Origin of the sequence: Variovorax sp. PAMC26660, assembly GCF_014302995.1 — a bacterium.
Lineage (GTDB): Bacteria > Pseudomonadota > Gammaproteobacteria > Burkholderiales > Burkholderiaceae_C > Variovorax.
Window position 1 is genome coordinate 4,452,656 of sequence record NZ_CP060295.1, and the last position, 26,953, is coordinate 4,479,608.

Annotated in this window: 25 protein-coding genes; 6 read left to right on the plus strand and 19 right to left on the minus strand. The window is 66.7% G+C overall.

What is annotated here, in order from left to right:
* Positions 1 to 235: 235 nt before the first annotated feature.
* The 7 genes from H7F35_RS20845 to H7F35_RS20875 form a co-directional block, all read right to left on the minus strand.
* Complete coding sequence (locus tag H7F35_RS20845) at positions 236 to 1,225, minus strand: ABC transporter ATP-binding protein (protein WP_187108490.1); 990 nt, start codon at positions 1,223 to 1,225, stop codon at positions 236 to 238.
* A complete protein-coding gene (locus H7F35_RS20850; RefSeq protein ID WP_410010723.1) occupies positions 1,222 to 2,250 on the minus strand; it encodes an ABC transporter ATP-binding protein in 1,029 nt (342 codons plus the stop codon). Before H7F35_RS20850 ends, H7F35_RS20845 begins: the two co-directional genes overlap by 4 nt.
* A gap of 13 nt (positions 2,251 to 2,263) precedes the next feature.
* On the minus strand, positions 2,264 to 3,163 hold the full coding sequence (locus H7F35_RS20855; RefSeq protein ID WP_410010799.1) for an ABC transporter permease: 900 nt from the start codon (positions 3,161 to 3,163) through the stop codon (positions 2,264 to 2,266).
* Positions 3,164 to 3,194: 31 nt separating this feature from the next.
* The gene (locus tag H7F35_RS20860; protein ID WP_187108493.1) at positions 3,195 to 4,130 is read right to left on the minus strand and encodes an ABC transporter permease; all 936 of its coding nucleotides are present in this window, start codon (positions 4,128 to 4,130) and stop codon (positions 3,195 to 3,197) included.
* 63 nt (positions 4,131 to 4,193) lie between these two features.
* Positions 4,194 to 5,780: an ABC transporter substrate-binding protein gene (locus H7F35_RS20865; RefSeq protein WP_187108494.1), complete on the minus strand. Its 1,587-nt coding sequence runs from the start codon at positions 5,778 to 5,780 to the stop codon at positions 4,194 to 4,196.
* Between the two features lie 43 nt (positions 5,781 to 5,823).
* Complete coding sequence (locus H7F35_RS20870; protein ID WP_187108495.1) at positions 5,824 to 7,275, minus strand: M81 family metallopeptidase; 1,452 nt, start codon at positions 7,273 to 7,275, stop codon at positions 5,824 to 5,826.
* Between the two features lie 38 nt (positions 7,276 to 7,313).
* Entirely contained in the window at positions 7,314 to 8,474 is a 1,161-nt protein-coding gene (locus H7F35_RS20875; protein ID WP_187108496.1) for an NAD(P)/FAD-dependent oxidoreductase, read from the minus strand.
* Between the two features lie 204 nt (positions 8,475 to 8,678).
* Here H7F35_RS20875 and H7F35_RS20880 point away from each other — a divergent pair, with 204 nt between their 5' ends.
* From H7F35_RS20880 to H7F35_RS20890, 3 genes are all read left to right on the plus strand, one after another.
* Positions 8,679 to 9,401 (plus strand): helix-turn-helix domain-containing protein, encoded by a 723-nt coding sequence (locus H7F35_RS20880; RefSeq protein ID WP_187108497.1) that lies wholly within the window; start codon positions 8,679 to 8,681, stop codon positions 9,399 to 9,401.
* 41 nt (positions 9,402 to 9,442) lie between these two features.
* Positions 9,443 to 9,802 carry a hypothetical protein gene (locus tag H7F35_RS20885; RefSeq protein ID WP_187108498.1) on the plus strand — a complete coding sequence of 120 codons (360 nt, stop codon included), beginning with the start codon at positions 9,443 to 9,445 and terminating at the stop codon, positions 9,800 to 9,802.
* A gap of 96 nt (positions 9,803 to 9,898) precedes the next feature.
* On the plus strand, positions 9,899 to 11,167 hold the full coding sequence (locus H7F35_RS20890; RefSeq protein WP_187108499.1) for a M20/M25/M40 family metallo-hydrolase: 1,269 nt from the start codon (positions 9,899 to 9,901) through the stop codon (positions 11,165 to 11,167).
* Between the two features lie 146 nt (positions 11,168 to 11,313).
* Here the strand turns inward: H7F35_RS20890 and H7F35_RS20895 are convergent, their stop codons facing one another.
* From H7F35_RS20895 to H7F35_RS20930, 8 genes are all read right to left on the minus strand, one after another.
* Positions 11,314 to 13,305 (minus strand): DUF3300 domain-containing protein, encoded by a 1,992-nt coding sequence (locus H7F35_RS20895; protein WP_187108500.1) that lies wholly within the window; start codon positions 13,303 to 13,305, stop codon positions 11,314 to 11,316.
* A 151-nt stretch (positions 13,306 to 13,456) separates the two neighbouring features.
* Entirely contained in the window at positions 13,457 to 14,095 is a 639-nt protein-coding gene (locus tag H7F35_RS20900; protein ID WP_187108501.1) for a DUF3299 domain-containing protein, read from the minus strand.
* A gap of 3 nt (positions 14,096 to 14,098) precedes the next feature.
* Positions 14,099 to 15,361 (minus strand): ABC transporter permease, encoded by a 1,263-nt coding sequence (locus tag H7F35_RS20905; protein ID WP_187108502.1) that lies wholly within the window; start codon positions 15,359 to 15,361, stop codon positions 14,099 to 14,101.
* Entirely contained in the window at positions 15,358 to 16,104 is a 747-nt protein-coding gene (locus H7F35_RS20910; RefSeq protein ID WP_187108503.1) for an ABC transporter ATP-binding protein, read from the minus strand. Before H7F35_RS20910 ends, H7F35_RS20905 begins: the two co-directional genes overlap by 4 nt.
* Positions 16,105 to 16,108: 4 nt before the next feature.
* Entirely contained in the window at positions 16,109 to 16,693 is a 585-nt protein-coding gene (locus H7F35_RS20915) for a DUF2796 domain-containing protein (RefSeq protein ID WP_187108504.1), read from the minus strand.
* Positions 16,690 to 17,598 carry a sulfurtransferase gene (locus tag H7F35_RS20920; protein WP_187108505.1) on the minus strand — a complete coding sequence of 303 codons (909 nt, stop codon included), beginning with the start codon at positions 17,596 to 17,598 and terminating at the stop codon, positions 16,690 to 16,692. The genes H7F35_RS20915 and H7F35_RS20920 overlap by 4 nt, the downstream gene beginning before the upstream one ends.
* A gap of 41 nt (positions 17,599 to 17,639) precedes the next feature.
* Positions 17,640 to 18,572, minus strand: a complete 933-nt coding sequence (locus H7F35_RS20925; RefSeq protein WP_187108506.1) for a DMT family transporter — start codon at positions 18,570 to 18,572, stop codon at positions 17,640 to 17,642.
* A 137-nt stretch (positions 18,573 to 18,709) separates the two neighbouring features.
* Complete coding sequence (locus H7F35_RS20930) at positions 18,710 to 19,849, minus strand: aromatic ring-hydroxylating oxygenase subunit alpha (RefSeq protein WP_187108507.1); 1,140 nt, start codon at positions 19,847 to 19,849, stop codon at positions 18,710 to 18,712.
* 182 nt (positions 19,850 to 20,031) lie between these two features.
* On the opposite strand from H7F35_RS20930, the gene xseB reads away from it, so the two are divergent.
* The 3 genes from xseB to dxs are packed head-to-tail and all read left to right on the plus strand — an operon-like array spanning position 20,032 to position 23,086.
* Entirely contained in the window at positions 20,032 to 20,298 is a 267-nt protein-coding gene (xseB, locus tag H7F35_RS20935; protein WP_124461042.1) for an exodeoxyribonuclease VII small subunit, read from the plus strand.
* Positions 20,295 to 21,215, plus strand: coding sequence for a polyprenyl synthetase family protein (locus H7F35_RS20940; protein WP_187108508.1), 921 nt, complete (start codon positions 20,295 to 20,297; stop codon positions 21,213 to 21,215). Before xseB ends, H7F35_RS20940 begins: the two co-directional genes overlap by 4 nt.
* Before the next feature lie 20 nt (positions 21,216 to 21,235).
* Positions 21,236 to 23,086, plus strand: coding sequence for a 1-deoxy-D-xylulose-5-phosphate synthase (dxs, locus tag H7F35_RS20945; RefSeq protein ID WP_187108509.1), 1,851 nt, complete (start codon positions 21,236 to 21,238; stop codon positions 23,084 to 23,086).
* A 476-nt stretch (positions 23,087 to 23,562) separates the two neighbouring features.
* Here dxs and H7F35_RS20950 read toward each other — a convergent pair whose 3' ends face one another.
* From H7F35_RS20950 to H7F35_RS20965, 4 genes are read right to left on the minus strand one after another with little or no spacing between them, the layout of a single operon-like run.
* Complete coding sequence (locus tag H7F35_RS20950; RefSeq protein WP_187108510.1) at positions 23,563 to 24,294, minus strand: ABC transporter ATP-binding protein; 732 nt, start codon at positions 24,292 to 24,294, stop codon at positions 23,563 to 23,565.
* The gene (locus tag H7F35_RS20955; RefSeq protein ID WP_187108511.1) at positions 24,291 to 25,094 is read right to left on the minus strand and encodes an ABC transporter ATP-binding protein; all 804 of its coding nucleotides are present in this window, start codon (positions 25,092 to 25,094) and stop codon (positions 24,291 to 24,293) included. The genes H7F35_RS20950 and H7F35_RS20955 overlap by 4 nt, the downstream gene beginning before the upstream one ends.
* Positions 25,091 to 25,954, minus strand: coding sequence for a branched-chain amino acid ABC transporter permease (locus tag H7F35_RS20960; protein WP_187108512.1), 864 nt, complete (start codon positions 25,952 to 25,954; stop codon positions 25,091 to 25,093). The genes H7F35_RS20955 and H7F35_RS20960 overlap by 4 nt, the downstream gene beginning before the upstream one ends.
* Positions 25,955 to 26,836 carry a branched-chain amino acid ABC transporter permease gene (locus H7F35_RS20965; RefSeq protein ID WP_187108513.1) on the minus strand — a complete coding sequence of 294 codons (882 nt, stop codon included), beginning with the start codon at positions 26,834 to 26,836 and terminating at the stop codon, positions 25,955 to 25,957.
* Positions 26,837 to 26,953: the final 117 nt, after the last annotated feature.

A 26,953-nucleotide genomic window follows, 5' to 3' on the forward strand; every position in this document is an offset into this window, starting at 1 on the left:
CCTCCTTTATTTCGCTGCGGGGAGCACCTGGCGTCATTCGCACAGGGGCACGCTGCTATTGATCCTGAGATCAACGACTGCTCTGAGCGCTCGCGCCGATACGGTGCTCTTTTTCGCGAAATAAAGGAGGAGCGAAGCGGGGGACATTCGCGAAAAAGAGCGCCGTGTCGGCGTGGGCGACGCCCTGAACAGCAGCAGCGCATCGAACGCACAACGCGGCGAAAAAAAAGAGCCATCAGCGGAAGTGACAAGCCACCCAGTGCCCACCGCTGGAAGACGAGGGCCGCTCGCTCAACGTGGGCACCTGTTCCTTGCACACGGCCTGCGCCATTGGACAGCGCGTGTGAAAACGGCAACCCGAAGGCGGATTGGCCGGGCTCGGCGGATCACCCTGCAGCAACATGCGACGCGCGGGCGTGCGCGGATTCGGTACCGGCACCGCCGACAGCAGGATCTCCGTGTACGGATGCAGCGGCGCAGAGAACAACGTGTCGCGATCGGCAATCTCCACGATGTGCCCGAGGTACATCACCGCCACGCGATGGCTGATGTGTCGCACCACCGCCAGGTCGTGCGCCACGAAGAGATAAGCGATGCCGAACTCGGCCTGCAGGTCCATCAGCAGGTTCACCACCTGCGCCTGCACCGACACGTCGAGCGCCGACACCGGCTCGTCGCACACGATCAGCTTGGGGTTGAGCGCCAGCGCGCGCGCAATGCCCAGCCGCTGGCGTTGGCCGCCCGAGAACTCGTGCGGAAATTTCTTCGCCGCCTCGGGCCGCAGGCCGACGCGCGCGAACAACCATTGCACGCGCTCTCGCCGCTCGGCCGCCGCGCCCATGTCGAAGTTGCGCAGCGGCTCGGCCACGATCTCGCCTGCCGTCAGGCGCGGGTTCAGCGACGCATACGGGTCTTGAAAGATGATCTGCAACTGGCGCCGGCGCAGCCGCATCTCGTTGGACGACAGCGTCAGCAGCTCCTCGCCTTCCAGCTCGACCGAGCCCGAGGTCGGCTCCACCAACCGCATCACCGACTTGGCCGTCGTCGTCTTGCCGCAACCCGACTCGCCGACCAGCGACAGCGTTTCGCCGCGCGCCACTGAAAACGACACGCCGTCGACCGCCTGGATCGCCGGCTTCGCGGGCCGCAGCCAGCGCTTGGGCGAGATGTAGTGCTTGCGCAGGTTGCGCACCTGGAGCAGCGGTGCTGCGGTCGTTTCCGTCATGCGATCACCTCGGCGACGTCTTCCCATTGTTCTTCGACCGCAAAGCAGGCGACCACATGGTCGCCGCCTTGCTGCGTGAGCTGCGGCGTCTCGGCGCGGCAGCGTGCGCGCGCATGGCTGCAGCGTGCCGCAAAGGCGCAGCCGCGTCCCAGTTCGTGCGCGGCCGGCACCAGCCCCGGGATTTCCGTGAGCCGCGTGCTTGCGGTGTTCATCGCGGGCATCGAGGCCATCAGCGCACGGGTGTAGGGATGCAGCGGCCGGTCGAACAGATCGATCACGTCGGCTTCTTCCACCTTCTTGCCGGCATACATGACCACGACGCGGTCGCAGCTCTCGGCCACCACGCCCAGGTCGTGCGTGATCATCACCACGCCCATGCCCAGTTCCTTTTGCAGCCGCTTGATGAGGTCGAGGATCTGCGCCTGGATCGTCACGTCGAGCGCGGTGGTGGGCTCGTCGGCGATCAGCACTTCGGGGTTGCAGGCCAGGGCCAGCGCGATCATCACGCGCTGGCGCATGCCGCCCGACAACTGGTGCGGGTACTCGTTCACACGGCGTTCTGGCTCGGGGATCTGCACCACGCGCAGCATCTCGACCGCGCGCTTGAGCGCATCGGCGCGGCTGGCCTTCTGGTGCAACTGCACTGTCTCCGCGATCTGCCGGCCCACGGTCAGCACCGGGTTCAGCGAGGTCATCGGCTCCTGGAAGATCATCGAGATGCGGTTGCCGCGGATCTGGCGCATCTCGCGTTCGCTCAGCTGCATCAGGTCGGTGCCGCGCAGCCGCACGGCGCCCATGTGGCGGCCCGGCGGCGTGGGTACCAGCCGCAGGATCGACAGCGCGGTCACGCTCTTGCCGCAGCCGGATTCGCCGACCACGCCGAGCGTGCGGCCCGCGCGCACCGTGTACGAAACACCGTCGACCGAGCGCACCACGCCGGCCAGCGTGTGGAAGTGGGTGCGCAGGTTGTCGACTTCGAGCAGCGGCTCGCCGGGGGCGAGGGCGGTGTGGGACATCGGGGTCATCGTCATGGCGCCCTCACAGTTGCCGCGCCAGGCGCGGGTCGAGCGCATCGCGCAGACCGTCGCCAAGCAGGTTGATCGCGAGCACCGTGGCTGCCAGCAGCAGGCCCGGGTACAGGATGATGTGGAACGCCACAGTCACGAAGTTGCGGCCCTCGGCCATCATGTTGCCCCAGCTCGGCGTCTGCGCGGGCACGCCCACGCCGAGGAAGGAAAGCGCCGCTTCGGTCAGCACCGCGGCGGCGGCCACGAAGGTCGATTGCACGATCAGCGGCGCCACGATGTTGGGCAGCACATGGCGCACCAGGATGGTCGGCAGCCGCGTGCCCACCGCATGCGCGGCCTCGACGAACAACTGCTCGCGCAGCGTGAGCGCCAATGAGCGCACCAGCCGCACCACGCGCGGGATTTCCGGCACCGTGATGGCGATGATCACCGTCGTCAGGCTGGCGCGCGTCACGGCCATCAGCGCGATGGCCAGCAGGATGCCGGGAATGGCCATCAGCCCGTCCATCACCCGCATGATGAAGCCGTCGGCCCAGCGCACGAAGCCCGACACCAAGCCCAGCAGGATGCCGAAGAAGGTGGCCAGCACCGCCACCGAGAAGCCCACGATCATCGACACGCGACCACCCCAGACGGCGCGGCTGAACACGTCGCGGCCCAGCGCGTCGGTGCCGAACCAGTGCTCGGCCGACGGCGGCTGCATGCGCGCGAGCGGGTCGATGTCCTGCGGGTCGTGCGTGGCGATCCACGGCGCGGCAATGGACAGGATGGCGATCGCGATCAGCAGCAGCGCGCCGATGATCAGCGTCGGGTGCTTGCGCAGCCAGCGAAAGCGCGGGGGCACGAAGGGCGCTTCGTCGAGCGCAGCCGGCACCGTGGGTGTGGAGACTGGCGCATCGATCTCGCTCATGGGGAGGACCGTGGACATGGGTTGGTGTTCTTCAGTACTGGATGCGCGGATCGAAGAGGCGGTAGCTCAGGTCGATCAGCAGGTTGATCAGCACATACACGCCCGCCGACAGCAGCAGCACGCTCTGGATGACGGGATAGTCGTGGCGCTGCACCGAGTCGATCACCAGGCGGCCCACGCCCGGAATGGCGAACACGGTCTCGGTGACGACCACGCCGCCGATCAGCAGCGCGATGCCCGCGCCGATGGTGGTGGCGATGGGAATGGCCGCGTTGCGCAGCGCATGCCCCAGCACCGCCAGCACGCCCAGGCCCTTGGCGCGTGCAGTGCGGATGTAGTCCTCGTGCAGCACTTCGAGCACGGTGGCGCGCGTCATGCGGGTCACCAGCGCGATGTACACCAGGGCGAGGTTCACGCAGGGCAGCACCAGCGAGTGCAGCCATTCGAGTGGGCCGTCGGCGAAGCGCGCATAGCCCTGCACCGGAAACCACGGCAGTTGCACCGCGAAGCTGTAGACCAGCAGGTAGCCCACCAGGAACACCGGCACTGAGAAGGCCAGCACCGCGAACAGCATCACCAGCCGGTCGACCCAGCTGCCCGCGCGGTAGGCGGCGAGCGTGCCCAGCGGCACCGACACCACCAGCGTGATGAGCATGGTGAGCGCCGCGATCGACACCGTGGGCTCCAGCCGCTGCCCGAGCAATTGCGTCACCGGCATCTGTGTGAAGATCGAGGTGCCGAGGTCGCCGGTGAACAGCTTGCCGACCCACAGCGCGAACTGCTGCCACAGCGGCAGATTCAGGCCGAGCGCGGCGCGCAGCTTTTCGATGTCTTCCGTGGTGGCAAGGTCGCCCGCGATGAGCGCGGCCGGATCACCCGGTGACAGGTGGATCAACAGAAACACCACCACCGCCACCACCGCCATGACCGGGAGTGTCGAGAGAAAGCGTCGAACGATATAGCCCATGGCGGTGCCCTTGAACTGGTGTGGCTGGCTGTGTGCTGGCTGGGTCGGCGGCGCGGGGGCTGCTTACTTGTCGAGCGCCCAGACGGTCGGCATGCCGGCCCAGAGCTTGTCCAGGCCCTTGAGGTTGGCGCGCGCAGCGAACGCGGCCGAGTACTGGCCCGCGTTGATGTACGGCACGGCCTCATAGGCGCGGGCCTGGAAGGCGTCCAGCAGTTCCTTGCGCTTGGCCGGCACGGTTTCTTTCAGCCATGCGGTGCGCAGCTCGTCCAGCTTCTTGTCGCAGGGCCAGCCGGGCAGGGTGTTGCCGCAGGCCGCGCCCAGGTAGGCGTTGGCGATGGGCGAGTTGACATCGAACTCCCCGGCCACCGTGACGTACATGTTCCAGCCGCCCGCATCGGCCGCGTCGCGCTTGGCGCGGCGTGCACCGATGGAGGCCCAGTCCATGCTCTGCGCATCGACGTTCATGCCGATGCTCTTCATGGTCTGCGCGGCCATCAGCGCTTCGGCGTTGAGGTAGGGCACGTCGCTCGGCACCATCAGTACCACCTTCTCGCCCTTGTAGCCGGCGTCGGCGAGCATCTTCTTCGCCTTGGCGACATCGGCCTTGCGGAAGGGCTCGGCGCCGGCCGAAGTGTCGTTGGGGCTGCCGCAGATGAAGTAGGTGGCGCAGTAGGCCATGCGCATGTCCAGCGGGAAGCCCATGGCCGCGACGAAGCGTTCCTGGTTCACCGCCTGCAGCAGCGCCTGGCGCACCTTCGGGTTGTCGAAGGGCGGCTGCGACTGGTTCATCACCAGGAAGCCCTGGTAGGCGCCGCCGGAGCCGATCTTGATGTTGGTGTCGGTGCGCAGCGGCGCAATGTAGTCGGGCGGCAACTGCTCGATGTAGTCGACCTCGCCGCGCTTGAGCGCCGACACAGCGCTGTTGGCGTCGGGCAGGTAGAGCCATTCGACGCGGTCGAAGCTGGTCTTCTTGCTGCCGGCCAGGCCGCTCGGCGGCTCGCTGCGCGCCACGTAGTTCGGGTTGCGCACAAACACCGTCTTGTTGCCCGGCACCCATTCGTCGCGCTTGAAGATGAAGGGCCCCGAGCCGATGACTTCGGTGAGCGGCGAGGTGGCCGGCAGCTTGGCGATGCGCTCCGGCAGGATGACGGGCGGGAAGCCCGAAGGCTTGGCCAGCGCATCGAGCACCATGCCGAAGGGCTCGTTGAGCGTGAGCGTGAAGTTGCGCGCATCGGTCGCCTTCCACTCGGCGCCGACCGCCGTCATGGCGCGGCCCAGGCTGTCGCGCGCGGCCCACCGCTGCAGCGAGGCCACGGCGTCGGCCGAGGTCACGGCGGCACCGTCGGAGAACTTCAGGCCGGGGCGCAGCGTGAAGCTCCACTGCTTGCCGTCTTTCGAGGTGCTGTACTTCTCGACCATCTGCGGCTGCGGCTTGCCGGTGGCGTCCTGCGCGAACAGCGTGTCGTACACCATGTGGCCGAAGTTGCGCGAGATGTAGGCCGTGGTGAAGGTCGGGTCGAGGATCTTCAGGTCGGCATGCGCCACCACCTTGAGCGTCTTGGGCGGTGTCTGGGCGAGCGCCGGGAGGCTCGCAGCGGAAGCGGCTGCAAGAGCCAGGGCAGCGAGGGCGGCAAGCGTTCGTCGTTTCATCGTCGGTTCTCCGGTCGGTGGGTGCGAAAGAAAAAGAAGGGGATCAGGCAGCGACGCCGATGGGCCACTTGGGCAGGCGCGCCTTGCGGTAGGGCAAGGTCGTGAGGTCGAGCGTCACGGCGCCCGGTGCGCCCGCGTAGATCACGTGCTTCGCCACCTTGGAATACGACGCATAGAAATGCTGCGAAGACTTCACCACCACGATCTTCTTCGCGGGCAGGTTGCAGCCCAGTTGCGTGAACAGGTCTGTGCCCATGGCCTGGTTGCGCCGCGTGATCAGCACGACCTCGATGCCATTGACCTCGACCAGTGCGCAGTCGCCCATTGCCGTGGGCGTGTTCGACAGGCCGGTCATCACCAGGTCGTGCATGAGCGCCTTCACTGTGCAGTCCAGGTCCAGCGGGTCGCCCGACAGCGGGCTGATCTTGCCGCCGATGCGCATCTGCAGCCTGGCGCCCACGCCCGCGTCGAAGGCGATGCGCACGGCAATCGGGTCCCACATCGGGCCCAGGGCCGCGTTGGTGATGCCGCGCTCCAGCATGCGGCGCAGGATGAAGGTGGAATCGCTCGCCGCGCCACCGCCGGGGTTGTCGGCACCGTCGGCCAGCACCACCGGGCCGCCGTCGAAGGCCAGCGCCTCGTCGAGCGAGGCGTCGATGCTGGGGTAGTTGACGGTGAGGCCGTCGCGCATGGCGATGACTTCATCGGCCAGTTGGCGCGCCAGCGCGTTGGCCTTGGCCTGGTCGCCATCGGTGTACACCAGCACCTTGGTGCCCATCTCGGGCACGTCGCCCCATGAGAAACCGTGCGTGAGCGAGACCGAGAGCACGCCGTCTTTTCCTTCGAGCGCCTGCATGCGCTCGACGAAGCTGCGTGCCGGCTCGCGCGAGGTGTGCACCGTGACGATGATGTCGCAGTCGACCATCGCGTGCACCGGCTTGACCTTGCCCTCGACCGCCGCGGCGCAGATGTCCACCAGCTCCAGCCCGCGTTCGAGCACGTCGGTGTGCGGATATTCCTTGAACGAGACCATCACATTCGCGTTGTTCACCATCGCGGGCGTGAGGTGGTTGTGCGGATCAAGCTCCGCGCCAATGATGATGTCGGGTCCGACGATCTGCCGCACGCGTTCCAGCATGTCGCCTTCGCAGTCGTCGTAGCCATCCGCCACCATCGCGCCGTGCAGGCCGAGCAGCACCATGTCGACCGGCAGTGCGGCGCGCAGGTCGTTCAGCATTTCGTCGCGCAGCGTCTCGTAGGCATGGCGGGTGGTGATGCCGCTGGGCTGCGCGCCCGCCACCATGCCTTCGAGCAGGGTCCAGCCCTTTTCCGCGCCGCGGATGCGTGCGGCCCACAACGGGCCCGAGTAGATCGTCAGCGCATCGGGATGCTGGCCGGCGGGGAAGTAGCCGCGGTCCTTGAAGGACGCGATGCCGGTCGGCATCGGGCCGAAGGTGTTGGTTTCGGTGGCGAGGGAGGCACTGAAGACACGCATGGTGGTTTCTCGTGAGGAGGGATTGTTTTGTGGGCGGATCAGCCGGCGTCGGCCGTGCGCAGGCGCTGCGGGCCAAGCATGTCGACCGTGAGGCCGAAGGCCGCGATGCGCTCCGGCAGCGGCAGTCCGCGTGCCAGTGCGGCGCAGGCTTCGCCCATCGCCGCCGAGGTCTGGATGCCGTAGCCGCCTTGCGCCGCGACCCAGAAGAAGCCGGGCGCGCTGGGCTCGAAGCCGCCGACGAGGTCGCCGTCGGCCACGAAGGAGCGCAGGCCGGCCCAGGTGCGCGTGGGGCGGCGGATGGTGAGCGTGGTCGCTTCCTCGATGCGGTGGATGGCGAAGGCGATGTCCAGCTCTTCGGGCTGCACGTCCTGCGGATCGACCGGATCGGCATTGGCCGGCGAGCCGAGCAGCATGCCGGCGTCGGGCTTGATGTACCAGCCTTCGTCGGCGCCGAAGACCATGGGCCAGTGCCCAACGTTCTCGCCTTCGGGCGGCGCGAAGATGAAGGCCGAGCGCCGGCGTGGCTCGATGCCGATGGGCGTCACGCCGGCCAGTTGGGCGATGGTGTCGACCCATGCGCCGGCTGCGTTGAGCACCACGGGCGCCTCGTAGACCTTGCCGCCGGCCGTCACGCGCCAGCGTTCGCCGACACGTTCGATGGACGTCACTTCGGCATCGCACACCAGCTTGCCGCCAGCCTGCCGCATGCCGCGCAGGTAGCCCTGGTGGATGGAGTGCACGTCCATGTCGGCTGCATCAGGTTCATACACGGCGCCGGCCACCTGCTCGGGGCGCAGGGCGGGCACCATCTCGCGCGCCTGTTCGCCGCTCAGGCGCGTGGCGCCGGCGTCCATGGCGCACAGCACGTCCCAGTGGGCTTCGAGTTCGGCCATGTGCTCTTCGCCCGCGACCATCATCGCGCCGCGCGGCGTGAGCAGCGGATGTTCGGCAAAGCCTTCGGGCGGATGTTCGAGGAAGGCGCGGCTGGCCATGGTGAGCGCGCGCACCTGCGGTGTGCCGTAGCTTTCCATGAAGAGGGCGGCCGAGCGGCCGGTGGAGTGATAGCCCGGCTGGGCTTCGCGTTCGAGAAGGATCACGCTGGCGTGCGGCGCGAGCCAGTGGGCCACTGAAGCCCCGGCAATGCCGCCGCCAATCACAAGGTAGTCGGCCACGATGGGCGCTGGTGTGTTGGAGGTCATCGGCGAAAAGTGTAGGAAGAAATTTGCGGATACGCAAATTAATTCGGGCCGACCAAGGGGAAACCATGGTGAACCAGTCCGGTGAAATTTGCGTCAATGCAATTTGCATATACGCAAATTCTGGGCCCGCGTCACGCGGGTTGGCATGGATGGCCGGGCGCCGGGCTGGCAGAATTGCAGTGCACTACAAAGAGAAGGCCAAGCGTGACTCCACACACAGGGACCAGAGCGGGGACGAAGCCGAAGGAAGAGCCGCCCACGCTGGATCGCACCACTTTCGGTCATCGATTGCGCACCGCGCGCAAGCGTTTCGGCTGGACGCTCGCGCAACTGGCCGAGCGCTCGGGCGTGTCGATCACCACCATCTCGCGTGCGGAGCGCGGCCAGCTCGCGCTGGGCTACGAAAACTTCACTGCGCTGGGCCGTGCGCTAGAGATGGACATGAACGCGATGTTCGCGGGCGCCGGCGTCAAGCCCGAGCAGTTCGACGGCCCGGTGGTCACCCGCGCAGGCAAGGGCGTGGTGTATCGCGGGCTCGCCATTGCCTATGAGTTTCTCGGCACGACAGTGGCCGGCAAGCAGATGAGCCCCATCGTAGGCACGGTGCACGCGCGCCGCATCAACGGCCCCGAAGACTTCGTGCGGCACGCCGGCGAAGAGTTCGCGTATGTGCTGTCGGGCGAGATCGACGTGCACTTCGACAACGGAGAGGTGGTGCGCCTTGCGCGTGGCGACTCGCTGTATTTCGACAGCCGCCTCGGGCATGCCTACGTGAGCGTGAGCCGCCAGCTCGCGAAGATCGTGGGCATGACATCGGGGGAGAGCGGGCACATGAAGTCGGCGCGCGAAGCGCCGGCGCTGAAGCCGGCACGCAAGCCCGCGAAGACCGCGCCCGCAAAGAAAACCGTGCGCGGCCGCAAGGGCTGAGCGGGTCCCACGTAAAAAATCAAAGCGCCAAAGGAAGTCGTGTGAAGCTCCTGGTCTACGTTCTGTGCGTGGTTGTTCTTGTGTTCGTCTGGCACAGGAGCTTGCGAAAGTCCCTCACCAAGGAGGGCGGCGCATTCTCCGGAAGCCGGCTGCGGCTGGCATCGACCTTGCTGGCGATGCTTGGCGGAGGCTTTGCCTTGCTTGTGTTCTTGTTGCGCGGCTTGATCCGAGGGGAAATTTCCTGCAGCTCCAAAGGCGGTGGCTGTCCTTCCAGGACTGTTCTGGTGGCCACGGACCCCCATGCCTATTGGTTCGAGATGAGCCATCTCACGCTCATCACGGGCATGCTTTTGTGGGGCGGGTACCTGATCCTCAGGAATCTGCGCAACCAGCTTGACTGAGGGGCGCACGGGAGAGGAGCTGTCGCCGATTTGCGCTGCATTCCTCATTGGCTCGCTATGCTGTTGCCCGCCCTTCACTCAGAGACAAAAACCATCATGACAATGCGCTCCTCTTTCTTCGCCCTTCGCTCCATCGCCCTGGCTTGCGGCCTTGCGCTCGGTGCCGCTTCCGCTGTGCAGGCCGCGCCTGATGCCAAGCTGCTCGCCGCCGCCGAGAAGGCACAGCCCGCGGTGATCGACAACCTCAGGGAAATGGTGCTCATCGAGTCGGGCAGCCTGAACGTCGACGGCCTGCTCAAGATGGCCGATTTGGTGGAAGGGCGGTTGAAGGCCGCGGGCTTCAAGACCGAACGCCGCAAGGCCACGGCCGGCGCGGGCGCCGACATCGTGATCGGCACGCTCAAGGGCACCGGCAAACGCAAGATCATGCTGCAGGGCCACATGGACACGGTGTACCCGGCGGGCATCCTCAACGGCCAGCCCTACAAGGTCGACGGCAACCGCATCTACGGCCCCGGCATCGCCGACGACAAGGGCGGCCTGGCCGTGATGATGGCCTCGCTCAAGATCCTGGCCGATGCCGGTTGGCGCGACTACGACACGCTCACCGTATTGATGAACCCCGACGAGGAAGTGGGCTCGGTCGGCTCCGGTGAACTCATCGCCACCATGGCCGACCAGCACGACACGGTGCTGTCGTTCGAGCCCACGGCGGCCAAGTCCGTGGTCAAGGGCGAATCGCTGCTGCTCGGCGCGGCCGGCATCGCCACCGCCACGCTCGAGGTGAAGGGCCGCGCGGCGCATGCGGGTGCCGCATCTGAGCTGGGCCGCAACGCGCTGTACGAGCTGTCGTACCAGATGCTGCAGACCAGGGACATCGCCAAGGACATCCCCGGCGCGACGCTCAACTGGACCGTGGCGCGCGCCACCGGCCCGCTCAACCAGATCACCGAGAAGGCGCAGGCGCTGGGCGACGTGCGCATCACGCAGCCCGGCGCCGAGAAGAAGCTCGACGCGGCGCTGCAGGCAAAGATCGGGGCCGGCAAGCTGATTCCCGACACGGAGACCACGGTGAAGGTGGAAGTGGGCCGTCCGGCGTTCATCGCAGGCGAGAAGGGCCGTGCGCTGGGCGAGAAGGCGCAGGCCATCTACAAGGAAATCGACCGCGATCTCGCGCTGACGCCCATGACCGGCGGCGGCACCGATGCGGGCTATGCGGGCCGCTCGGGCAAGGCCACGGTGGTCGAGAGCTTCGGCCTCGCGGGCTTCGGCTACCACGCGCGCGATGAGTACATCGAAGTCGATTCGATCGTGCCGCGCATCTATCTCGTCACGCGCCTGCTGACCGAGATCGGCAAGAACTGATCTTCTTCATGATCGTTCGCACGGGGTGCTTGACGTGCCCCGTGGCGCCAGCCATCGGCCTTGCGCGCACTGTTTTTCTGTTGATTCACACCATAGCAGCGCCTTGCCTCTGAACGGCGCCGTCGGCGTCGTTCGAAGCCAGCCGCTCAGGGGTGCTGTTGCCGATCCGGTTCACCCGGGCGCGGTGGCTGGCGATGGGCTGCAGCCGCCGCAGCGGCCACGCGTTGCTGTTGCTGCTGAGCTTGCTGTTGCCGCGCTTGGGCCTGAGCCTGGGCTTGGGCCTGGTGCGCCTGCTGTTGCTGCTGTTGCACCTGACGCTGCTGCTGCATCGCCTGTTGCTGCTGTTGCTGATGCGCGGCTTGCTGCTGTGCCTGCTGCTGGCGGTGCATCTGCTCCTGCTGGGCTTGCTGTTGCTGACGGGCCTGATTCTGGGCCTGGGCCTGCTGTTGCTGCAGCGCCTGCTGGTGCTGGACCTGCTGTTGTTGCTGTTGGGCCTGTTGCTGCGCGCGTGCTTGTTGTTGCGCCTGCTGTTGCTGCTGCATCTGCTGGCGCCGCGACTGATCCTGCTGGGCCTGTTGCTGATGCTGTTGTTGCTGCCGTTGCTGGTCCTGCGCCGCCTGCTGCTGCGCGCGAGCTTGCTGTTGTTGCAAGGCCTGTTGCTGCGCTTGCGGGTTGGCGGCGCCTGGGTGTTGTTGCTGAGCCAGCAGTGCTTGTTGTGCTTGCTGCCTGTGCTGCGGGTCTTGTTGCTGCTGCTGGAAGCGGGCCTGCCGCGCCTGTTGTTGCTGCTCGCGCGTCTGTTGCTGTTGTTGCGCCTGCAACTGCTGGGCCTGTTGCTGCGAGTGTTGCTGGGCTTGCGCTTGCTGTTGGGCCTGCTGCTGCCTCAACGCCTGCTGTTGATGGGCCTGCTGCTGTTGTTGCTGAGCGAGCACAGCCTGCTGCTGTTGGCGCTGTTGCTGCTGCACTTGTTGCTGGGCCAGCAACGCCTGTTGTTGTTGCTGTTGCTGCGTAAAGGCTGGGCCCGCCGCGAAATTGGGCGCAGCTCCCGGCGGCAGGGTGCCGCGCGGACCGCCATTGTTGTTGTAGACATTGCGCACGTTGTTCACGTTGTTGACCACCGTGGTCGAGCGCGAGATGTAGGTGCTGTTGTTGTAGACCACGGCCGGTCGCGCATAAGCCGGTTGCACGTCGGGGCCCCGGCCGCGCCCTTGCCAGCGCGGCGCACCCCAGTTCATGTTCCATGAGTGCCAGCCCCAGTCGTGACGCTCCAGCGCGGCACCGACGATCACGCCGGCACCGAATGCCAGTGCGCCCGCCGCGGCGATCTGGCCGCCGCTGTAGCCGGGCGCCACCACGACAGGCGGAGCGTAGGCATAGCCGGGGTAGATGGGTTCAGATGCGCCGTAGATCGCCTGTGGGTCGTAGCTCGGCACGTACACCACGTCGGGCTGCACCGGCTCGATGGTGATCAGTTGCGGCGGCGGCTCGATCACGGCGGGGCCCGCATACATCGGCTGCATGTCCGGTGCCGGCGCATAGTTCTGCGGCGTCGCGGCGCTCGCCACGCGCAGCTTGTCGTTGTTCTTCAGGCGGCCCGCCTTCGAGGCTCGCTGGCGCATGACCTGGATCGCGTTCATCACGTCGGTCGGGTCGTTGTAGTAGGCCTTGCCGAGCGATTCGGTCCACGGGACATTGCCGGCCATCTGGTCGAGCACGCTGCGAAAGGCGGTGAGCGACTTGACGCTCGGGTCCCAAGGTTGCTGGTTGGCCGCATCGGCGAGCGGGCCGGCCTTGAGCGTCCGGTTCTGCCCGAGCCAGTCATGGGCGGCGGTGATCTGTTCGGGGTAGGTGGCGCCTGCAAGAATCTGCGCCACCAGCTTGTCGGGGTACAGCGCGATGGGTGCGACCAGTTGGTAGAGCTGTTCGGCCGAAGGTGGCGCGTAGGCCACCGGGGTCGGGGCCGCGGGTGTCTGCGGCACCGAAGGCGGCGGGATCGACAGCGCGGGATCGGCTTCGGCAGAGGCTGCAGGCGTCGGAGGCTTGGTCTTGTCGTCGCAGCCTGGGAGTGCAATGGCGAGGGCGCCGATGCACAGCGAGATCGTCAGGAGCCGCGGGACTGTGGGGCGATGGGTTGTTGTCATCTTGGAGTTCCATGAAGGCGCCGGCGTCGTGCCCGGAACTCTTTCAACGGCGCTCGGCAGCAGGCGATGACAAAGCCTGCTTCACGGATGCAACGGTCTGTGTCGGTCGTGCGCCGCCAACCCTGTCGGCGCAGAACCACAGACGCAAGACCTACTTGGCGCCGCCCGAATACTTTGTGACGCTGGTGGCGCTCACGTGGTAACCACTCACGCCCATCATCGAATCGTTGCGCAGCGTCTGCAGCTTGCCGGTGACCCACACGGTGTCCATGGCGCGGAACTTGGCGCCCTTTTGCGGCACGACATGCAGGATCTGGTTGGCCGGCGGCGGCGGCGTGTGGATGCAGGCGCCAAAGTAGGGAACCAGCAGAAACTCGGTGACCTCGCCCTTGGCTTCTTCGAGCGGCACGATGAAGCCCGGGATCTTCACTTCGGTGCCGTTCATCGCGGGATTGGTCGGCGCGTTGTTCGAGACTTCCTGCATCTTCATCAGCAGCTCGTTGGCGCGCGGGTCGCCATCGTCGAGCGCGCTCAGGTCCATGCCCTTGAATTCCTTGGCCGGGTCCCAGTCCTTGGGCACGAGTTCTTCCCAGGTGATCTGCCTTGGCTGGCCCGGTGTGCCCTTGGCTGCAACGGGCGGCGCGGTCTTGCCGCCCAGGGGGTTCGACGCCGTGGTGTCCTTGGGCGCGGGGTCGGCGGCCCATGTGGCCGCTGCGAGGCCGGCGCCGGCCAGCAGCATTGAAAGGCGAGTGAAAGCCTTGAGCGTGGGAATCTTCTTTGCGATGCGCATGGTTCAAATCCTCGGTGAGAGGCCGTCTGCCAGGGAGAGTCGATAGGCACGGATGCCAGGCAAGAGGCTCGCCAGCCAGCCCGCGACCAGCAGGCTTGCCATCAGCAGCCATTCGTTCAGTGTAGGTTCGGAAAGGCTCAGTGTCAGTCCGAACTGCGCCTGCAGCCATGGCGAGAGCAGGGCGATGCCCAGCACCGCCATGACCAGGCCGAAGAGCACGCCCAGCACGGTGACCATCGCGCCTTCGAGTGCCAGCAGCGCCAGCACATGGCGCAGGCCCGCGCCCACCGCACGCAGCACGGCGAGTTCGCGGCGGCGCTCGTTGAGCCCGGCCATCACGACTGACACGAGTCCCGCGAGGCTCACGAGCGCGACCAGTGCCGACATCAGCAGCAGCGCGTTCTCGCCGATGCCGATCACGCTCCACAGTTCGTCGAGCGCCACGCCGGGCAGGATGGCCATGAGCGGCTCGCCGGTGTAGGTCGAGATCCAGCGCTGCACGCCGAACACGGCGGCGCGGTTCTTCAGGCCCACCAGCGCGGCCGTCACGCTCTTGGGCGTGAGGTCGAACTTGCGCACCTGCTCGGCCGGAATGTGCACGCCGGGCATCGGCGCGCCGCCCACCCATTCGAGGTGAATGGCTTCCATGGCTGCAAGGCCGATGTGCACCGTGCGATCGACCGGCGTGCCGGTGCGCGCGAGCACGCCCACCACCGTGAAGGGCTTGTCGGCATGCTCGGCCACGTTGAGTTCGCCGCTGCCATGCGCCAGCGTGATCTTCTGGCCCACGTGGTAGCCGAGCTTGTCGGCCACCTCGGCGCCCACCACCGCATCGAAGAGTTCGCTGAAGGGCTTGCCTTCGCGCATCTTCAGCAGTTGCTTGTCGCCATAGCGAAAGCGCGTGAAGTATTCGGGCGACGTCGCCAGCACCGCGAAGCCGCGGTGCGAGTCGCCGAGCGACAGCGGCACGACCCAGTCGACACCGGGATGCTCTGTCAGCGCCTGCACGCTCTTCCACGAGATGTTGTTGGTGGCCGCGCCGATGCGGAACACCGAGTACAGCAGCAACTGCGTGGAGCCGGTGCGCGCGCCGACGATCAGGTCGGTGCCAGAGACGGACGACGCGAAGTTCTCGCGCAGCTCGGTGCGGATGCGCTCCACGCCGAGCAGCAGGAAGGTCGACAGCGCGATCGAGAACACGGTGAGCGCGAGCGTGAAGCGGCGGTTCCAGGCGCTGCGCCAGGCAATCGAAAACAAGGCTCTCATGCGTCCACCGCCATTGCGCTGGTGGCGGCGCGGTTGATCTCGGGCAGCAGCACATGCCGCGCAAAGCGTTGTGCGATGCGCTGGTCATGGCTCACGAACACGAGCGCGCTGTGGTTCACCGCGCAGGCCGTCAGCAGCACGTCGAGGAAGGCTTCGCGCCGATCTTCGTCGAGTGCGGAGGTGGGCTCGTCGGCAATCACCACTTCGGGCTGGCCGATGAGTGCGCGCGCCGCAGCCACGCGCTGTTGCTGGCCGACCGAGAGCTGCAGTGCCTGGCGCTTCCACAGGTTGCGATCCAAGCCCATCTGGCCGAGCAGGTGCTCGGCTTCTTCGCGCGAGCTGCCGTTGCGCGCGGCCTGTGCTTCGCGCCGCGCCGAGAAGCGGCAAGGCAGCAGCACGTTGTCGAGCACGCTCAGATAAGGCAGCAGGTTGAACTGCTGGAAGATGTAGCCCACGTGGGCCACGCGGCTGCGGTCGCGTTGCGTGCCCGAGAGCTTGGACCAGTCATGGCCCAGCAGCGTGACGCGGCCTTCGTCGGCCACCAGCACACCGGCCAGCAGCGACAGCAGCGTGCTCTTGCCGCAGCCGCTCGGGCCATGCAAAAACACCGATTCGCCGGCGGTGATGCGGAAGGCCTCGATGTCGATGCACGGGGTTTTCACGCCGGGCCACGAGAAGCGCAGCGCTTCGGCGGCGAGCACGACGCGCAATGGCGACGTCTCGGCCTGCAGGGGAGTGCTCACAGTGTCACTTGCCCCAGCTCAGGCGGGCTGGCTGGGCGGCCTGTGCGCCGCTTGGGCGCTTGAGCTGGCGCTTGAACTGGCCTTGTGCGGAGGCAATCTGCGAATCGATCTGGCGCAGCCCCTTGAACACGCTGAACAGGTTCACGTCGATGAACTTCGCGGCGGCCGCGTTGGTGCAGTTGAAGGAGAAAGTGGCGTCGAGGTCGGCGTGGCCCACGGGCTCGTTCGGATCGGGGTTGCCCAGGCCGAGCGCGCCGGAGCGCAGATCCACCGGGCCGAGCTTGCAGTTGGCGGCCGGATCGATGATGAAGAGCTTGTCGGCCGCGCGCAACTGGGCCACGGCTTCCTCGACGGCCTTCTTCTCGGCATCGGTCTTCGGGGCGCGCTCGAAGCCGACGATGTTGTCGAGCGGGGAGTCCATGTCGATCACCACGGTCGGGCCGTCGACGGCCACGTCGAGCTTGAGCTGGCCGTGCACATGCGCGTGCTGCTGCTGCGCTTGCGCGGAGAGGAACGGGGCCGCCGCAAGAAACGCGGCAGCGATTGCCAGGCCGCCAGTGCGTTGCAGTTGTCGGGTCGTCAATGTCATGGTTCAGCGCCTTGCCGGGTCGGCAGCCCCGGCGTGTTGCTCCATTCGCTCCAGCTGCCGGCATAGAGCGCGGTCGTCCCGAAGCCGGCGATCTGCATCGCAAGCAGGTTGGGCACGGCGCTGACGCCGCTGCCGCATTGATGGACGACGGTCGCCGGATCTCGTCCCGCGAGCAGCGACTCGAACTCGGCATGCAATTGCGATGCCGGCTTGAATTTGCCGTCGGGACCGAGGTTGTCGGCGAAGGGCCGGTTCAGGGCCCCGGGGATGTGACCGGCAATCGGGTCCAGAGGTTCCACCTCGCCACGGTAACGCGCACCGGCGCGTGCGTCGATCAGGTTCTGGTCAGGCTGGCCGAGCCGGCGCACCACGGTGTCGGTGGTGACGAGCTTCGCAATCGGCTCGCCGGGCACGAAGTTCGATTGAAAGTGCGCGGGCTCCTCGCGGCCGGTGACTTCACCGCCCGCAGCCTGCCAGGCCTGCAGGCCGCCGTCGAGCACGGCCACCGCGTCGTGGCCCATCCACTTGAGCATCCACCACAGGCGCCCGCAGTAGTTGGCGCCGTTGCGGTCGTACACCACGGCCTGCATGCCGTTGGCAAAGCCGATGCTGGAGAGCCAGGCCGCGAACTTCTCGCGGCTGGGCAGCGGATGGCGGCCGCCCGATGCGGGCAGGCCGTCGTCCTGCGCAACCACCACCTCGCCGTGTGCGCCCGGCGCGCCATGCTTGGCGCTGAGGTCGGTGTCGAGGTTGGCGTAGAGCGCGCCCGGAATGTGCGCGGCGGCATAGTGCTGCGGGCCGGCTTCGGGTTTCATGAGCTCGAAGCTGCAGTCGAACACCATGTAAGGCGCGTCGCCCTGCTGCAGCTGCTGGAGTTGTTCGACGGAGATGAGGGTGGTGTACATGGCGTGTGCTCCTTCGAAATGTCGCTGTTGTTGCGCGTGGTTCAGTGTTCCTCGGCCGGCGCCTTGGGCACCGCCCGCTGTCGCAGCACGGTGGCCGCGATGCCGCTCACGATGATGAGCGTCATGCCGCCCCAGCCGGCGCCGTCGATGTGATCGTTGAACACCACCACGCTGTAGAACGCCGCGAAGATGATGCCCGAGTACTGCAGGTTGGCCACCAGCAGTGTGCCGCTTTGCGTCTTGGCCGTGGCGTAGGCGCGTGTCATGCACAGTTGTCCGAGGGCGGCCAGCAGGCCGATCGGCAGCAGCCACAGCGCATGCGGCCATGTCCACGAGCCCGCACCCGAGAAGCCTGTGGCGGCCGTGGCAATGCCACCCGCCACGGCCGAGCCGACCGCGAAATAGAACACCGTGCGCAGCTCGGGCTCGCCGATGCGCGACAGTGCCACCACCTGCATGTAGGCAAAGGCGGCCGTCACCCCCGACAGCAGGCCGAGCAGGCCCGCGAAGCCCTGGCTCGCATCCACCGAGGGCTTGAGCATCAGCACCACGCCGGCGAAGCCCGCCAGCACCGTGAGCACCAGCGGTGCCTGCAAGGGCGGTCGGGCCACGCGGCCGTCGCGGCCGGGCACCGGCACCCAGGCCAGCAGCGCGCCACCGACGAGGAAGGCTGCGATCCACACGCTGCTCATGTAATTGAGCGTGACGGCCGTGGCCAGCGGCATGTGCGCGATGGCGTAGAACCACGCGCCCAGCGAGATCACGCCGATGGTGCTGCGCCAGGCGTGCATGCCGGGGTACTGGGTTGCCAGCGAAACGCCGCGATTGCGTGCCAGCAGCCAGAGAAAAACGATGCCGATCAGGCCTCGTCCGAGCACCAGTTCACCGCTGTTGAACCAGGCCGAGGCGATCTTGACGACCACCCCCATGGTGGCGAACAAAAAGGCGCCGAGCACCATCCAGAGCGCTTGCATTATTGGTTCTCCCCCAGGCTTCGCGCACTTCGTGTCGCTTCTCCAACCCCCTCACCGGGGGCAACACCTGCGGCCCGGCGAAGCCGGTTCCGCGGTGTTCCCCGAACACCACCCGTCGATGCGCTGTTCATTGACGGTCAGGCGTTCTGCATCGCGCTGCGGTACCACTCGTGGAACTGCTGCATGCCGTCTTCCATCGGGCTCTGGTAGGGGCCGGTCTCGTTGTCGCCGCGCAGCATCAGCGCGCGGCGGCCGGCGTCCATGCGCTCGGCGATCTCGTCGTCTTCCACGCAGGTTTCCATGTAGGCGGCCTGCTGGGCCTCGACGAATTCGCGCTCGAAGGCGACGATTTCCTCGGGGTAGAAGAACTCGACCATGTTGAGCGTCTTGGTCGGGCTGACCGGATGCAGCGTCGATACGGTGAGCACATGCGGATACCACTCGACCATCACGTGCGGGTAGTAGGTCAGCCAGATGGCGCCGTACTTGGGCGGCTTGCCGTCGCGGTACTTGAGCAGTTGCTCCTGCCACTTCTGGTAGACCGGGCTGCCCGCGCGGCCCAGGCGGTTGGCCACGCCCACCGTCTGCACCGAATAGTTCTGGTTGAACTCCCAGCGCAGGTCGTCGCAGGTGACGAAGCTGCCCAGACCCGGGTGGAACGGGCCCACGTGGTAGTCCTCGAGGTAGACCTCGATGAAGGTCTTCCAGTTGTAGTTGCACTCGTGCAGCTCGACCCGGTCGAGCGCGTAGCCGCTGAAATCCAGGTCGGCCTGCGGGCCGAGGCCGGCCATGTTGGCTGCCACGTCGGGCCCGGAACCGTCGGTGTTTTTCTCGAACAGAAGACCGTTCCACTCGGTGAGTGGGTAGTTGTGCAGGTTGAGGCAGGGGTCCTGGTCGAAGTGCGGGGCGCCGATCAGCGTGCCCGTGCTGCGCGGGTCGCTCGCGGCGTAGGTCCAGCGGTGCAGCGGGCAGACGATGTTGCCGCCCGTCTTGTTGTCGAGCTGGCCCCGGCCCTGAAGGATCAACGCCTGGCGGTGCCGGCAGACGTTGGAGATCAGCTCCACGCCCTTGGGCGTGTGAACCAGCGCACGGCCCTGGTGCTCCTGCGGGAGCGTATGGAAGTTGCCCATTTCGGGCACGGCGAGGCGATGGCCGACATAGCGGGGCCCTCGCGCAAAAAGGTTTTGCATTTCGCGCGCATACAGCGCCTCGTCGAAATACGCTGAAACTGGAAGTTGGCTCGCGGCCTGCTGCAGTTGAAGACTTAAATCAGACATGGAGGACCTGACCAAGCTCCCCACAGGGAGAGAAAGAGGAAGAACGGAAGGCGCCGTCTGGAAGGGTCGACGGCCCGAGAGGAGTGTTGGTGTGTCGCCAACGAGAGAAGTTCGCATTGTACCCGCGGGCCCCTGTTTTGGCCCCCGCCCTAAAATGCCCGGTTTCACCCACGTTTCGTTGCATGCCCAAGGTGCCTTCCCCTTCCTCGTCCAGCCCGGCGGCAACGCCCGATACCGGCCCGCTGCCCGCCAGCTACGAAGCCGGGCTCCAGGAACTGGAACAACTGGTTGCAGAACTCGAATCGGGCCAGTTGCCCCTCGATCAACTGCTTGGCAGCTACCAGCGCGGCGCCGCGCTGCTGGCTTTTTGCCGCGACAAGCTGCAGGCGGTCGAAGACCAGATCAAGGTGCTCGACGCGGGCAGCCTGAAGACGTGGACCGCCGAATGAGCGCAGTCCCCGTGACCTCCACCGATTGGGACGCCGCCCGCCTCGCCGGCTGGAGCGAGCCGCATCTGGCGAATGTTGAAGCAGCGCTGTCGCGCTGGGTCGGCGTCGATGCACCCGTGCTGCTGGGCGACGCCATGCGCTATGCCGTGCTCGACGGCGGCAAGCGGCTGCGGCCTTTGCTGGTGCTCGCGGCCAGCGAGGCGGTCGGCGGCAATGAAGCTGCCGCGCTGCGCGCAGCCTGCGCCACCGAACTGATCCACGCCTATTCGCTGGTGCACGACGACCTGCCGTGCATGGACAACGACGTGCTGCGCCGCGGCAAGCCCACCGTGCACGTGAAGTTCGGCGAGGCCGACGCCCTGTTGGCCGGCGATGCGCTGCAGGCCCTGGCCTTCGAGCTGCTCACGCCCGAGGGCGATGAGGTGCCGTCCTCCACGCAGGCCGCGCTGTGCCGCCTGCTGGCGCGCGCCGCTGGCAGCCAGGGCATGGCTGGCGGCCAGGCGATCGACCTTGCCAGCGTCGGCATTGCACTGAACGAAGCGCAACTGCGCGAAATGCATCGCCTGAAGACCGGCGCGCTGCTGCAGGGCAGCGTCGAGATGGGCGCTGCCTGCGGCCATGTCACGCCGACGGCCCTGGCCGCCCTGCGCGACTACGGCGCGGCCATCGGCCTCGCGTTCCAGGTGGTCGACGACATCCTCGACGTCACCGCCGATTCCCAGACCCTGGGCAAGACCGCCGGCAAGGACGCTGCGGCCGACAAGCCCACCTACGTGTCGCTGCTGGGCCTGGACGGCGCACGCGTGCAGGCCCGCCAACTGCTGGCCGACGCGCTGGCCGCGCTTGCGCGCAGCGGCCTGGCCGATACCGCCGCACTGCGTGCCCTGGCCCACATGGTGGTCGACCGCGACCGCTGAGAAAAGAACAAAACCTCCCCATGGCTCCGCTGCTCCCCACACTCCACGACCCCTCGCCGATCCGCAAATACGACCGGGCCCAGCTCCGGCAACTGTCCGATGAAGTGCGCGCCTGCGTGCTCGACAACGTCTCGCGCACCGGCGGCCACCTGAGTTCCAACCTCGGCACGGTCGAACTCACAGTCGCGCTGCACCACGTGTTCAACACGCCGCATGACCGGCTGGTGTGGGACGTGGGCCACCAGACCTATCCGCACAAGATCCTCACGGGCCGGCGCGAGCGCATGCCCACGCTGCGGCAGATCGGCGGCATCTCCGGCTTTCCACAGCGCAGCGAGAGCGAGTACGACACCTTCGGCACCGCGCATTCGTCCACCAGCATCTCGGCCGCGCTCGGCATGGCGATGGCGGCCAAGCAAAAGGGTGAAGACCGCTACACCGTGGCCATCATCGGCGACGGTGCGCTGACGGCCGGCATGGCCTTCGAGGCGCTCAACAACGCCGGCGTGTGCGACTGCAAGCTGCTGGTGATCCTGAACGACAACGACATGTCGATCAGCCCGCCCGTGGGTGCGCTCAACCGCTACCTGGCGCAACTGATGAGCGGCAACTTCTACGCCGCCGCCAAGAACGTCGGCAAGAGCGTGCTGCGCGCGGCGCCGCCGCTGTTCGAGCTGGCCAAGCGCTTCGAGCAGCATGCCAAGGGCATGGTGGTTCCGGCCACGCTGTTCGAGCAGTTCGGCTTCAACTACGTCGGCCCGATCGACGGGCACGACATCGATTCGCTGGTGCCCACGCTCGAAAATCTGAAGCACCTCGACGGCCCGCAGTTCCTGCATGTGGTCACGAAGAAGGGCCAGGGCTACAAGCTGGCCGAGGCCGACCCGGTGGCCTACCACGGCCCTGGCAAATTCGATCCGCAGGTCGGTCTGGTCAAGTCCACCGCGGTGGCCAAGCAGACCTTCACGCAGGTGTTCGGCCAGTGGCTGTGCGACACGGCCGCGCACGATGGCCGGCTCGTGGGCATCACGCCCGCGATGCGCGAAGGCTCGGGGCTCGTCGAGTTCGAGCAGCGCTTCCCTGATCGTTATTACGACGTGGGCATTGCCGAGCAGCACGCCGTGACCTTCGCGGCAGGCCTCGCCTGCGAAGGCCTGAAGCCGGTGGTGGCGATCTATTCGACCTTCCTGCAGCGCGCGTATGACCAACTGATCCACGACGTCGCGATCCAGAACCTGCCAGTGGTGTTCGCGCTCGACCGCGCGGGCCTTGTCGGTGCCGACGGTGCCACGCACGCGGGTGCTTACGACATCCCGTTCCTGCGCTGCATTCCCAACATGAGCATTGCCTGTCCGGCCGACGAGCGCGAGTGCCGGCAACTGTTGTCCAGCGCCTACGAGCAGAACCATCCGGTGGCGGTGCGTTATCCGCGCGGCGCGGGTGCTGGCGTCACGCCGCACCTCACGCTCGAAGCATTGCCTTTCGGCAGGGGTGAAGTGCGCCGCGAAGGCAAGCGCATCGCGATCCTGGCTTTCGGCACCTTGCTGTACCCGGCGCTCACTGCCGCCGAGTCGCTCGATGCCACGGTGGTCAACATGCGCTGGGCCAAGCCGCTTGACGTCGAACTGCTGTTGAAGGTTGCGCGCACGCACGACGCCATCGTCACGCTCGAAGATGGCGCCACGATGGGTGGCGCGGGCAGTGCGGTGCTCGAAGCGCTACAGGTCGCGAACCTGCTGAAGCCGGTGCTGCAACTGGGCCTGCCCGACCAGTTCATCGAACACGGTGACCCGGCGAAGCTGATGTCCGGTATCGGTCTTGATGCACCGGGCATCGAGAAGTCCATCGCGGACCGCTTCGGCCGCGCCTGAGGTTCCGTGTATTGCTCCTTCCCCTTCCGGGGGAAGGCTGGGATGGGGGCTCTTGGTGCTGTTGTTTCGTGCGCTGCTGTTCAGGGCGACGCCCACGCCGACACGGTGCTCTTTTTCGCGAATGTCCCCCGCTTCGCTCCTCCTTTATTTCGCGAAAAAGAGCCCCGTATCGGCGTGAGCGTTGGACAGAGCGGTCGTTGATCGGCTGCACTCCAGCAGCATGCCCAGGTGCGAATGACGCCGGGTGCTCCCCGCAGCGAAATAAAGGAGGCGCGAAGCGGGGGACATTCGCGGAGGGGAGCACCCGGTGTCATTCGCACGCGCCCTGAACAGCAGCGCCCTGAGCAGTGCACGTCAAACACAGCGCGGCGAACAGGGCCCGCGGCCTTGAAAATGCCGCTGCAGTTCAAAGGCCGCCGTGCCCCCACCCTGACCCTCCCCCGGGAGGGGAGGGAAAAAGACAAAGGCAAAAACCGTCAACTGCCCAGGTACGCGTCCTGTACCTTCGGGTTGCCCAGCAACTCGCGCCCCGTACCCGACAGCACGATCGACCCCGTCTCGATCACATACGCCCGGTCCGCGATCTTCAGTGCCTGCCGCACGTTCTGCTCCACCAGAAAGATCGTCAGCCCCTGCTTGTTGATCTCGCGCAGCGTGCGGAAGATGTCCTGCACGATGATCGGCGCCAGACCCATCGAAGGCTCGTCCAGCAGCAGCACGCGCGGCTTGGCCATCAGGGCCCGGCCGATGGCCAGCATCTGCTGCTCGCCGCCCGAAAGATTGCCGGCCAGGCCGTCGGCCCGGTCCTTCAGTACCGGGAACAGCGCGTAGATGCGTTCCAGGTCGGCAATGCGCGCCGCCGTACCGTCGCGCCGCGTGTAGGCGCCCAGTTCGAGGTTCTCGCGCACCGTCAACGTTGTCAGCGTGGCGCGGCCTTCGGCCACCTGCACCACGCCGCCGGCCACGATCTTGTGCGGCGACAGCGCGCCGATGTCCTGGCCCGCGAAGGTCACGCGGCCCGAGGCCTTTTTCACCAGTCCCGAGAGGGCCAACAGCGTGGTCGACTTGCCGGCGCCATTGGCGCCGACCAGCGTGGTGATCTGCCCTTCGTGCAGCTCGAAGTCGATGCCCTTCACGGCCTGCACGTGCCCGAAGTTCACCTTCAGGTCCTGCACCTGCAGCAAGGGGTTGCTCGTTGCGGCGCTCATGCAGCGGCCTCCTGGTCGTTGGTGGCTTCGTCGTCTTCGCGGCCAAGGTAGGCCTCGATCACTTGCGGGTCGTTGCGGATCTGCTCGGGCCCGCCGCGCGCGATGATGCGGCCGAAGTTCAGCACCGCGATCTGCTGGCACAGGCCCATCACGAAGCGCATGTCGTGCTCGATCATGAACACCGTGAAGCCGCGCGCCGCGATGTTCTCGATCTCCACCATCAGCTCGCTCTTTTCGGTGCTGTTCATGCCGGCGACCGGCTCGTCGAGCAGCAGCAGCTTGGGCTCGGTGGCCAGCGCGCGCGCCAGCTCCAGCTTGCGCTGGTCGCCGTACGAGAGGTTGTCGGCCACGTCGTTCGCCTTGTGGTCGAGCTTGACCCAGCTGAGCAGTTCGCGCGCGCGGTCACGTGCACGCTTTTCCTCGCTGCGGAACAGGCCCGAGCCGGCGAGCAGGCCGAAGGGGCCGTAGCGCAGCTTGGCGTCCATGCCGACCGTCACGTTCTCCAGCAGCGACATCTCCTTGAAGATGCGGATGTTCTGGAAGGTGCGCGCAATGCCGCCACGGGTGATCTGGAAGGGCTTACGGCCTGCCAGGTCCTGGCCTTCGAAATGGATGGTGCCGCTGGTGGTCGGCAGCAGGCCGGTGATCAGGTTGAACACCGTGGTCTTGCCAGCACCGTTCGGGCCGATGAGCCCGAAGATGCCGCCCTTGGGTATGTCCAGGCTCACGTCCTGCAGGACCTTGAGGCCACCGAAGTGGCGCGACACGTTCTTGAGTGTCAAAAGCGTGTTGTCGCTCATGCCGCGCTCCCCTTGCGTGCGAACCACTGGCGGATGCGTGCCGGGTCCCAGATGCCCTTGGGCAGGAACAGCACGATCAGCACCAGGATGAAGCCATTGACCACCAGGCGGAAGGAGCCCAGGCCACGCAGCATTTCAGGCAGCAGCGTGAGGATGGTGCCGCCCAGCACCGGGCCGGTGAGGCTGCCGATGCCGCCAAGAATCGCCATCGTGAGGATGTCGACCGCGCGGTTGAAGCCGTACTCGGCCGGGCCGATGAAGAAGGTCAGGTGCGCATTGAGCGTGCCCGCCAGGCCGGCGATGGCGCCGCCCAGCACGAAGGCCAGCATCTTGTGGCCCGCCACGTCGATGCCCATCAGGCCGGCAGCGGTTTCGTCTTCCTTGATGGCCTCGAAGGCGCGGCCGACCTTGGAGCGGCGGATGCGCCACAGCACCAGCAGCACGAGCACAAGCGCCAGCGCCACGTGCCACCACTGGGTCGATTGCGGAATGCCGTTCAGGCCCAGCGCGCCGCCCGTGAGCGACTCGGCGTTCAGGATGGCGATGCGCACCACTTCGCCGAAGGCCAGCGTGGCCATCGCGAGGTACACGCCCGACAGGCGCAGCGTCGGCTTGCCGATGATGAAGGCGACCAATGCGGGCGCTGCCATGCCGGCGGCAATGGCGACCGGGAACGGCACGCCATAGCTCAGCGTGAGGATCGACGCGGTGTACGCACCGATGCCCATGAATGCGGCGTTGGCCAGGGCCAGCATGCCGCAGGAGAGCGTGAGCCAGATCGAGAGTGCCAGCAGGCTGTTGATGCCCAGCGAGAGCACCAGGTTGCTGTAGACCGACCAGAAGTTGTCGAGGGCTTCCATTTAGACCTTGCGCTCCTTCAGCGAGCCGAACAGGCCCTTGGGGCGCACCAGCAGTACCAGGAACAGCAGGCCGAAGGCCACCGCGTCGCGCATGTTGGAGCCCACATAGGCCACCGACAGCACCTCGGCGAAGCCGAGGAACAGGCCGCCGAGCAGCGCGCCGCGAATGTCGCCCATGCCGCCCAGGATGATCACCGCGATGCCTTTTTCGAGCATCGGCTGGCCCATCAGCGGGAAGAGGGCGTTGGAGTACAGGCCGATCAGCACGCCCGCCACGCCGCCCAGGCCGGCGGCCACGAACGAGGTCAGGTAGAACAGGCCTTCGACGTTCACGCCCACGAGGTACGCCGCCTTGGGCGACTCGGCAATCGCGCGCAGTGCGCGGCCCAGTTGCGTGCGCTGCAGCGACAGCATCAGCACGCCCATCAGCACGAACGACGCCAGCACGATGCCCAGTTCGAGCACGGTGACGTGGATGCCGGCGAACACCAGCGCGTCGTCGGGAATGGTGCCGGCCGGGAAGCGCAGGTTCTCCGCGCCGAAGATGCCCTGGATGCCGTTGTTCAGGATGATGGCCACGCCGATGGTGGCGATCATCGGAATCAGGTGGGGTGCGTTGCGCTTGCGCAGCGGTTTGAGCACCAGCACGTCGATCAGGAACCCCATGACGCCGCAGAACGCGAAGGCGAACGGCAGTCCGACCCACAGCGGCATGCCCGACACGCGCATGAATTCGGCCGCCGCATAGGCGCCCACCATGAACACCGCGCCGTGCGAGAGATTGATGACGCCGAGCACGCCGAAGATGAGTGTGAAGCCGAGCGCGAAGAGTGCGTAGACGCATCCGAGCGACAAGGCGTTGACAAGCTGCTGATCGAGCACGATGGGCTTCCGTCAGGCCGCGGCACAGCGCCACGGCAAATCAAAAAAGAAAACGGCGCAGGAGGCCTGCGCCATGCGAAGAGCACCGGCGGGCCGCGCAACGCGGTCCCGCACTGG

Excerpts from the sequence above, each read along its gene's own strand:
- H7F35_RS20845 (WP_187108490.1), bottom strand. The coding sequence starts at position 1,225 with ATGACGGAAACGACCGCAGCACCGCTGCTCCAGGTGCGCAACCTGCGC.
- H7F35_RS20850 (WP_410010723.1), bottom strand. The coding sequence starts at position 2,250 with ATGACCCCGATGTCCCACACCGCCCTCGCCCCCGGCGAGCCGCTGCTC.
- H7F35_RS20855 (WP_410010799.1), bottom strand. The coding sequence starts at position 3,163 with ATGAGCGAGATCGATGCGCCAGTCTCCACACCCACGGTGCCGGCTGCG.
- H7F35_RS20860 (WP_187108493.1), bottom strand. The coding sequence starts at position 4,130 with ATGGGCTATATCGTTCGACGCTTTCTCTCGACACTCCCGGTCATGGCG.
- H7F35_RS20865 (WP_187108494.1), bottom strand. The coding sequence starts at position 5,780 with ATGAAACGACGAACGCTTGCCGCCCTCGCTGCCCTGGCTCTTGCAGCC.
- H7F35_RS20870 (WP_187108495.1), bottom strand. The coding sequence starts at position 7,275 with ATGCGTGTCTTCAGTGCCTCCCTCGCCACCGAAACCAACACCTTCGGC.
- H7F35_RS20875 (WP_187108496.1), bottom strand. The coding sequence starts at position 8,474 with ATGACCTCCAACACACCAGCGCCCATCGTGGCCGACTACCTTGTGATT.
- H7F35_RS20890 (WP_187108499.1), top strand. The coding sequence starts at position 9,899 with ATGACAATGCGCTCCTCTTTCTTCGCCCTTCGCTCCATCGCCCTGGCT.
- H7F35_RS20895 (WP_187108500.1), bottom strand. The coding sequence starts at position 13,305 with ATGACAACAACCCATCGCCCCACAGTCCCGCGGCTCCTGACGATCTCG.
- H7F35_RS20900 (WP_187108501.1), bottom strand. The coding sequence starts at position 14,095 with ATGCGCATCGCAAAGAAGATTCCCACGCTCAAGGCTTTCACTCGCCTT.
- H7F35_RS20905 (WP_187108502.1), bottom strand. The coding sequence starts at position 15,361 with ATGAGAGCCTTGTTTTCGATTGCCTGGCGCAGCGCCTGGAACCGCCGC.
- H7F35_RS20915 (WP_187108504.1), bottom strand. The coding sequence starts at position 16,693 with ATGACATTGACGACCCGACAACTGCAACGCACTGGCGGCCTGGCAATC.
- H7F35_RS20920 (WP_187108505.1), bottom strand. The coding sequence starts at position 17,598 with ATGTACACCACCCTCATCTCCGTCGAACAACTCCAGCAGCTGCAGCAG.
- H7F35_RS20925 (WP_187108506.1), bottom strand. The coding sequence starts at position 18,572 with ATGCAAGCGCTCTGGATGGTGCTCGGCGCCTTTTTGTTCGCCACCATG.
- H7F35_RS20930 (WP_187108507.1), bottom strand. The coding sequence starts at position 19,849 with ATGTCTGATTTAAGTCTTCAACTGCAGCAGGCCGCGAGCCAACTTCCA.
- xseB (WP_124461042.1), top strand. The coding sequence starts at position 20,032 with ATGCCCAAGGTGCCTTCCCCTTCCTCGTCCAGCCCGGCGGCAACGCCC.
- H7F35_RS20940 (WP_187108508.1), top strand. The coding sequence starts at position 20,295 with ATGAGCGCAGTCCCCGTGACCTCCACCGATTGGGACGCCGCCCGCCTC.
- dxs (WP_187108509.1), top strand. The coding sequence starts at position 21,236 with ATGGCTCCGCTGCTCCCCACACTCCACGACCCCTCGCCGATCCGCAAA.
- H7F35_RS20950 (WP_187108510.1), bottom strand. The coding sequence starts at position 24,294 with ATGAGCGCCGCAACGAGCAACCCCTTGCTGCAGGTGCAGGACCTGAAG.
- H7F35_RS20955 (WP_187108511.1), bottom strand. The coding sequence starts at position 25,094 with ATGAGCGACAACACGCTTTTGACACTCAAGAACGTGTCGCGCCACTTC.
- H7F35_RS20960 (WP_187108512.1), bottom strand. The coding sequence starts at position 25,954 with ATGGAAGCCCTCGACAACTTCTGGTCGGTCTACAGCAACCTGGTGCTC.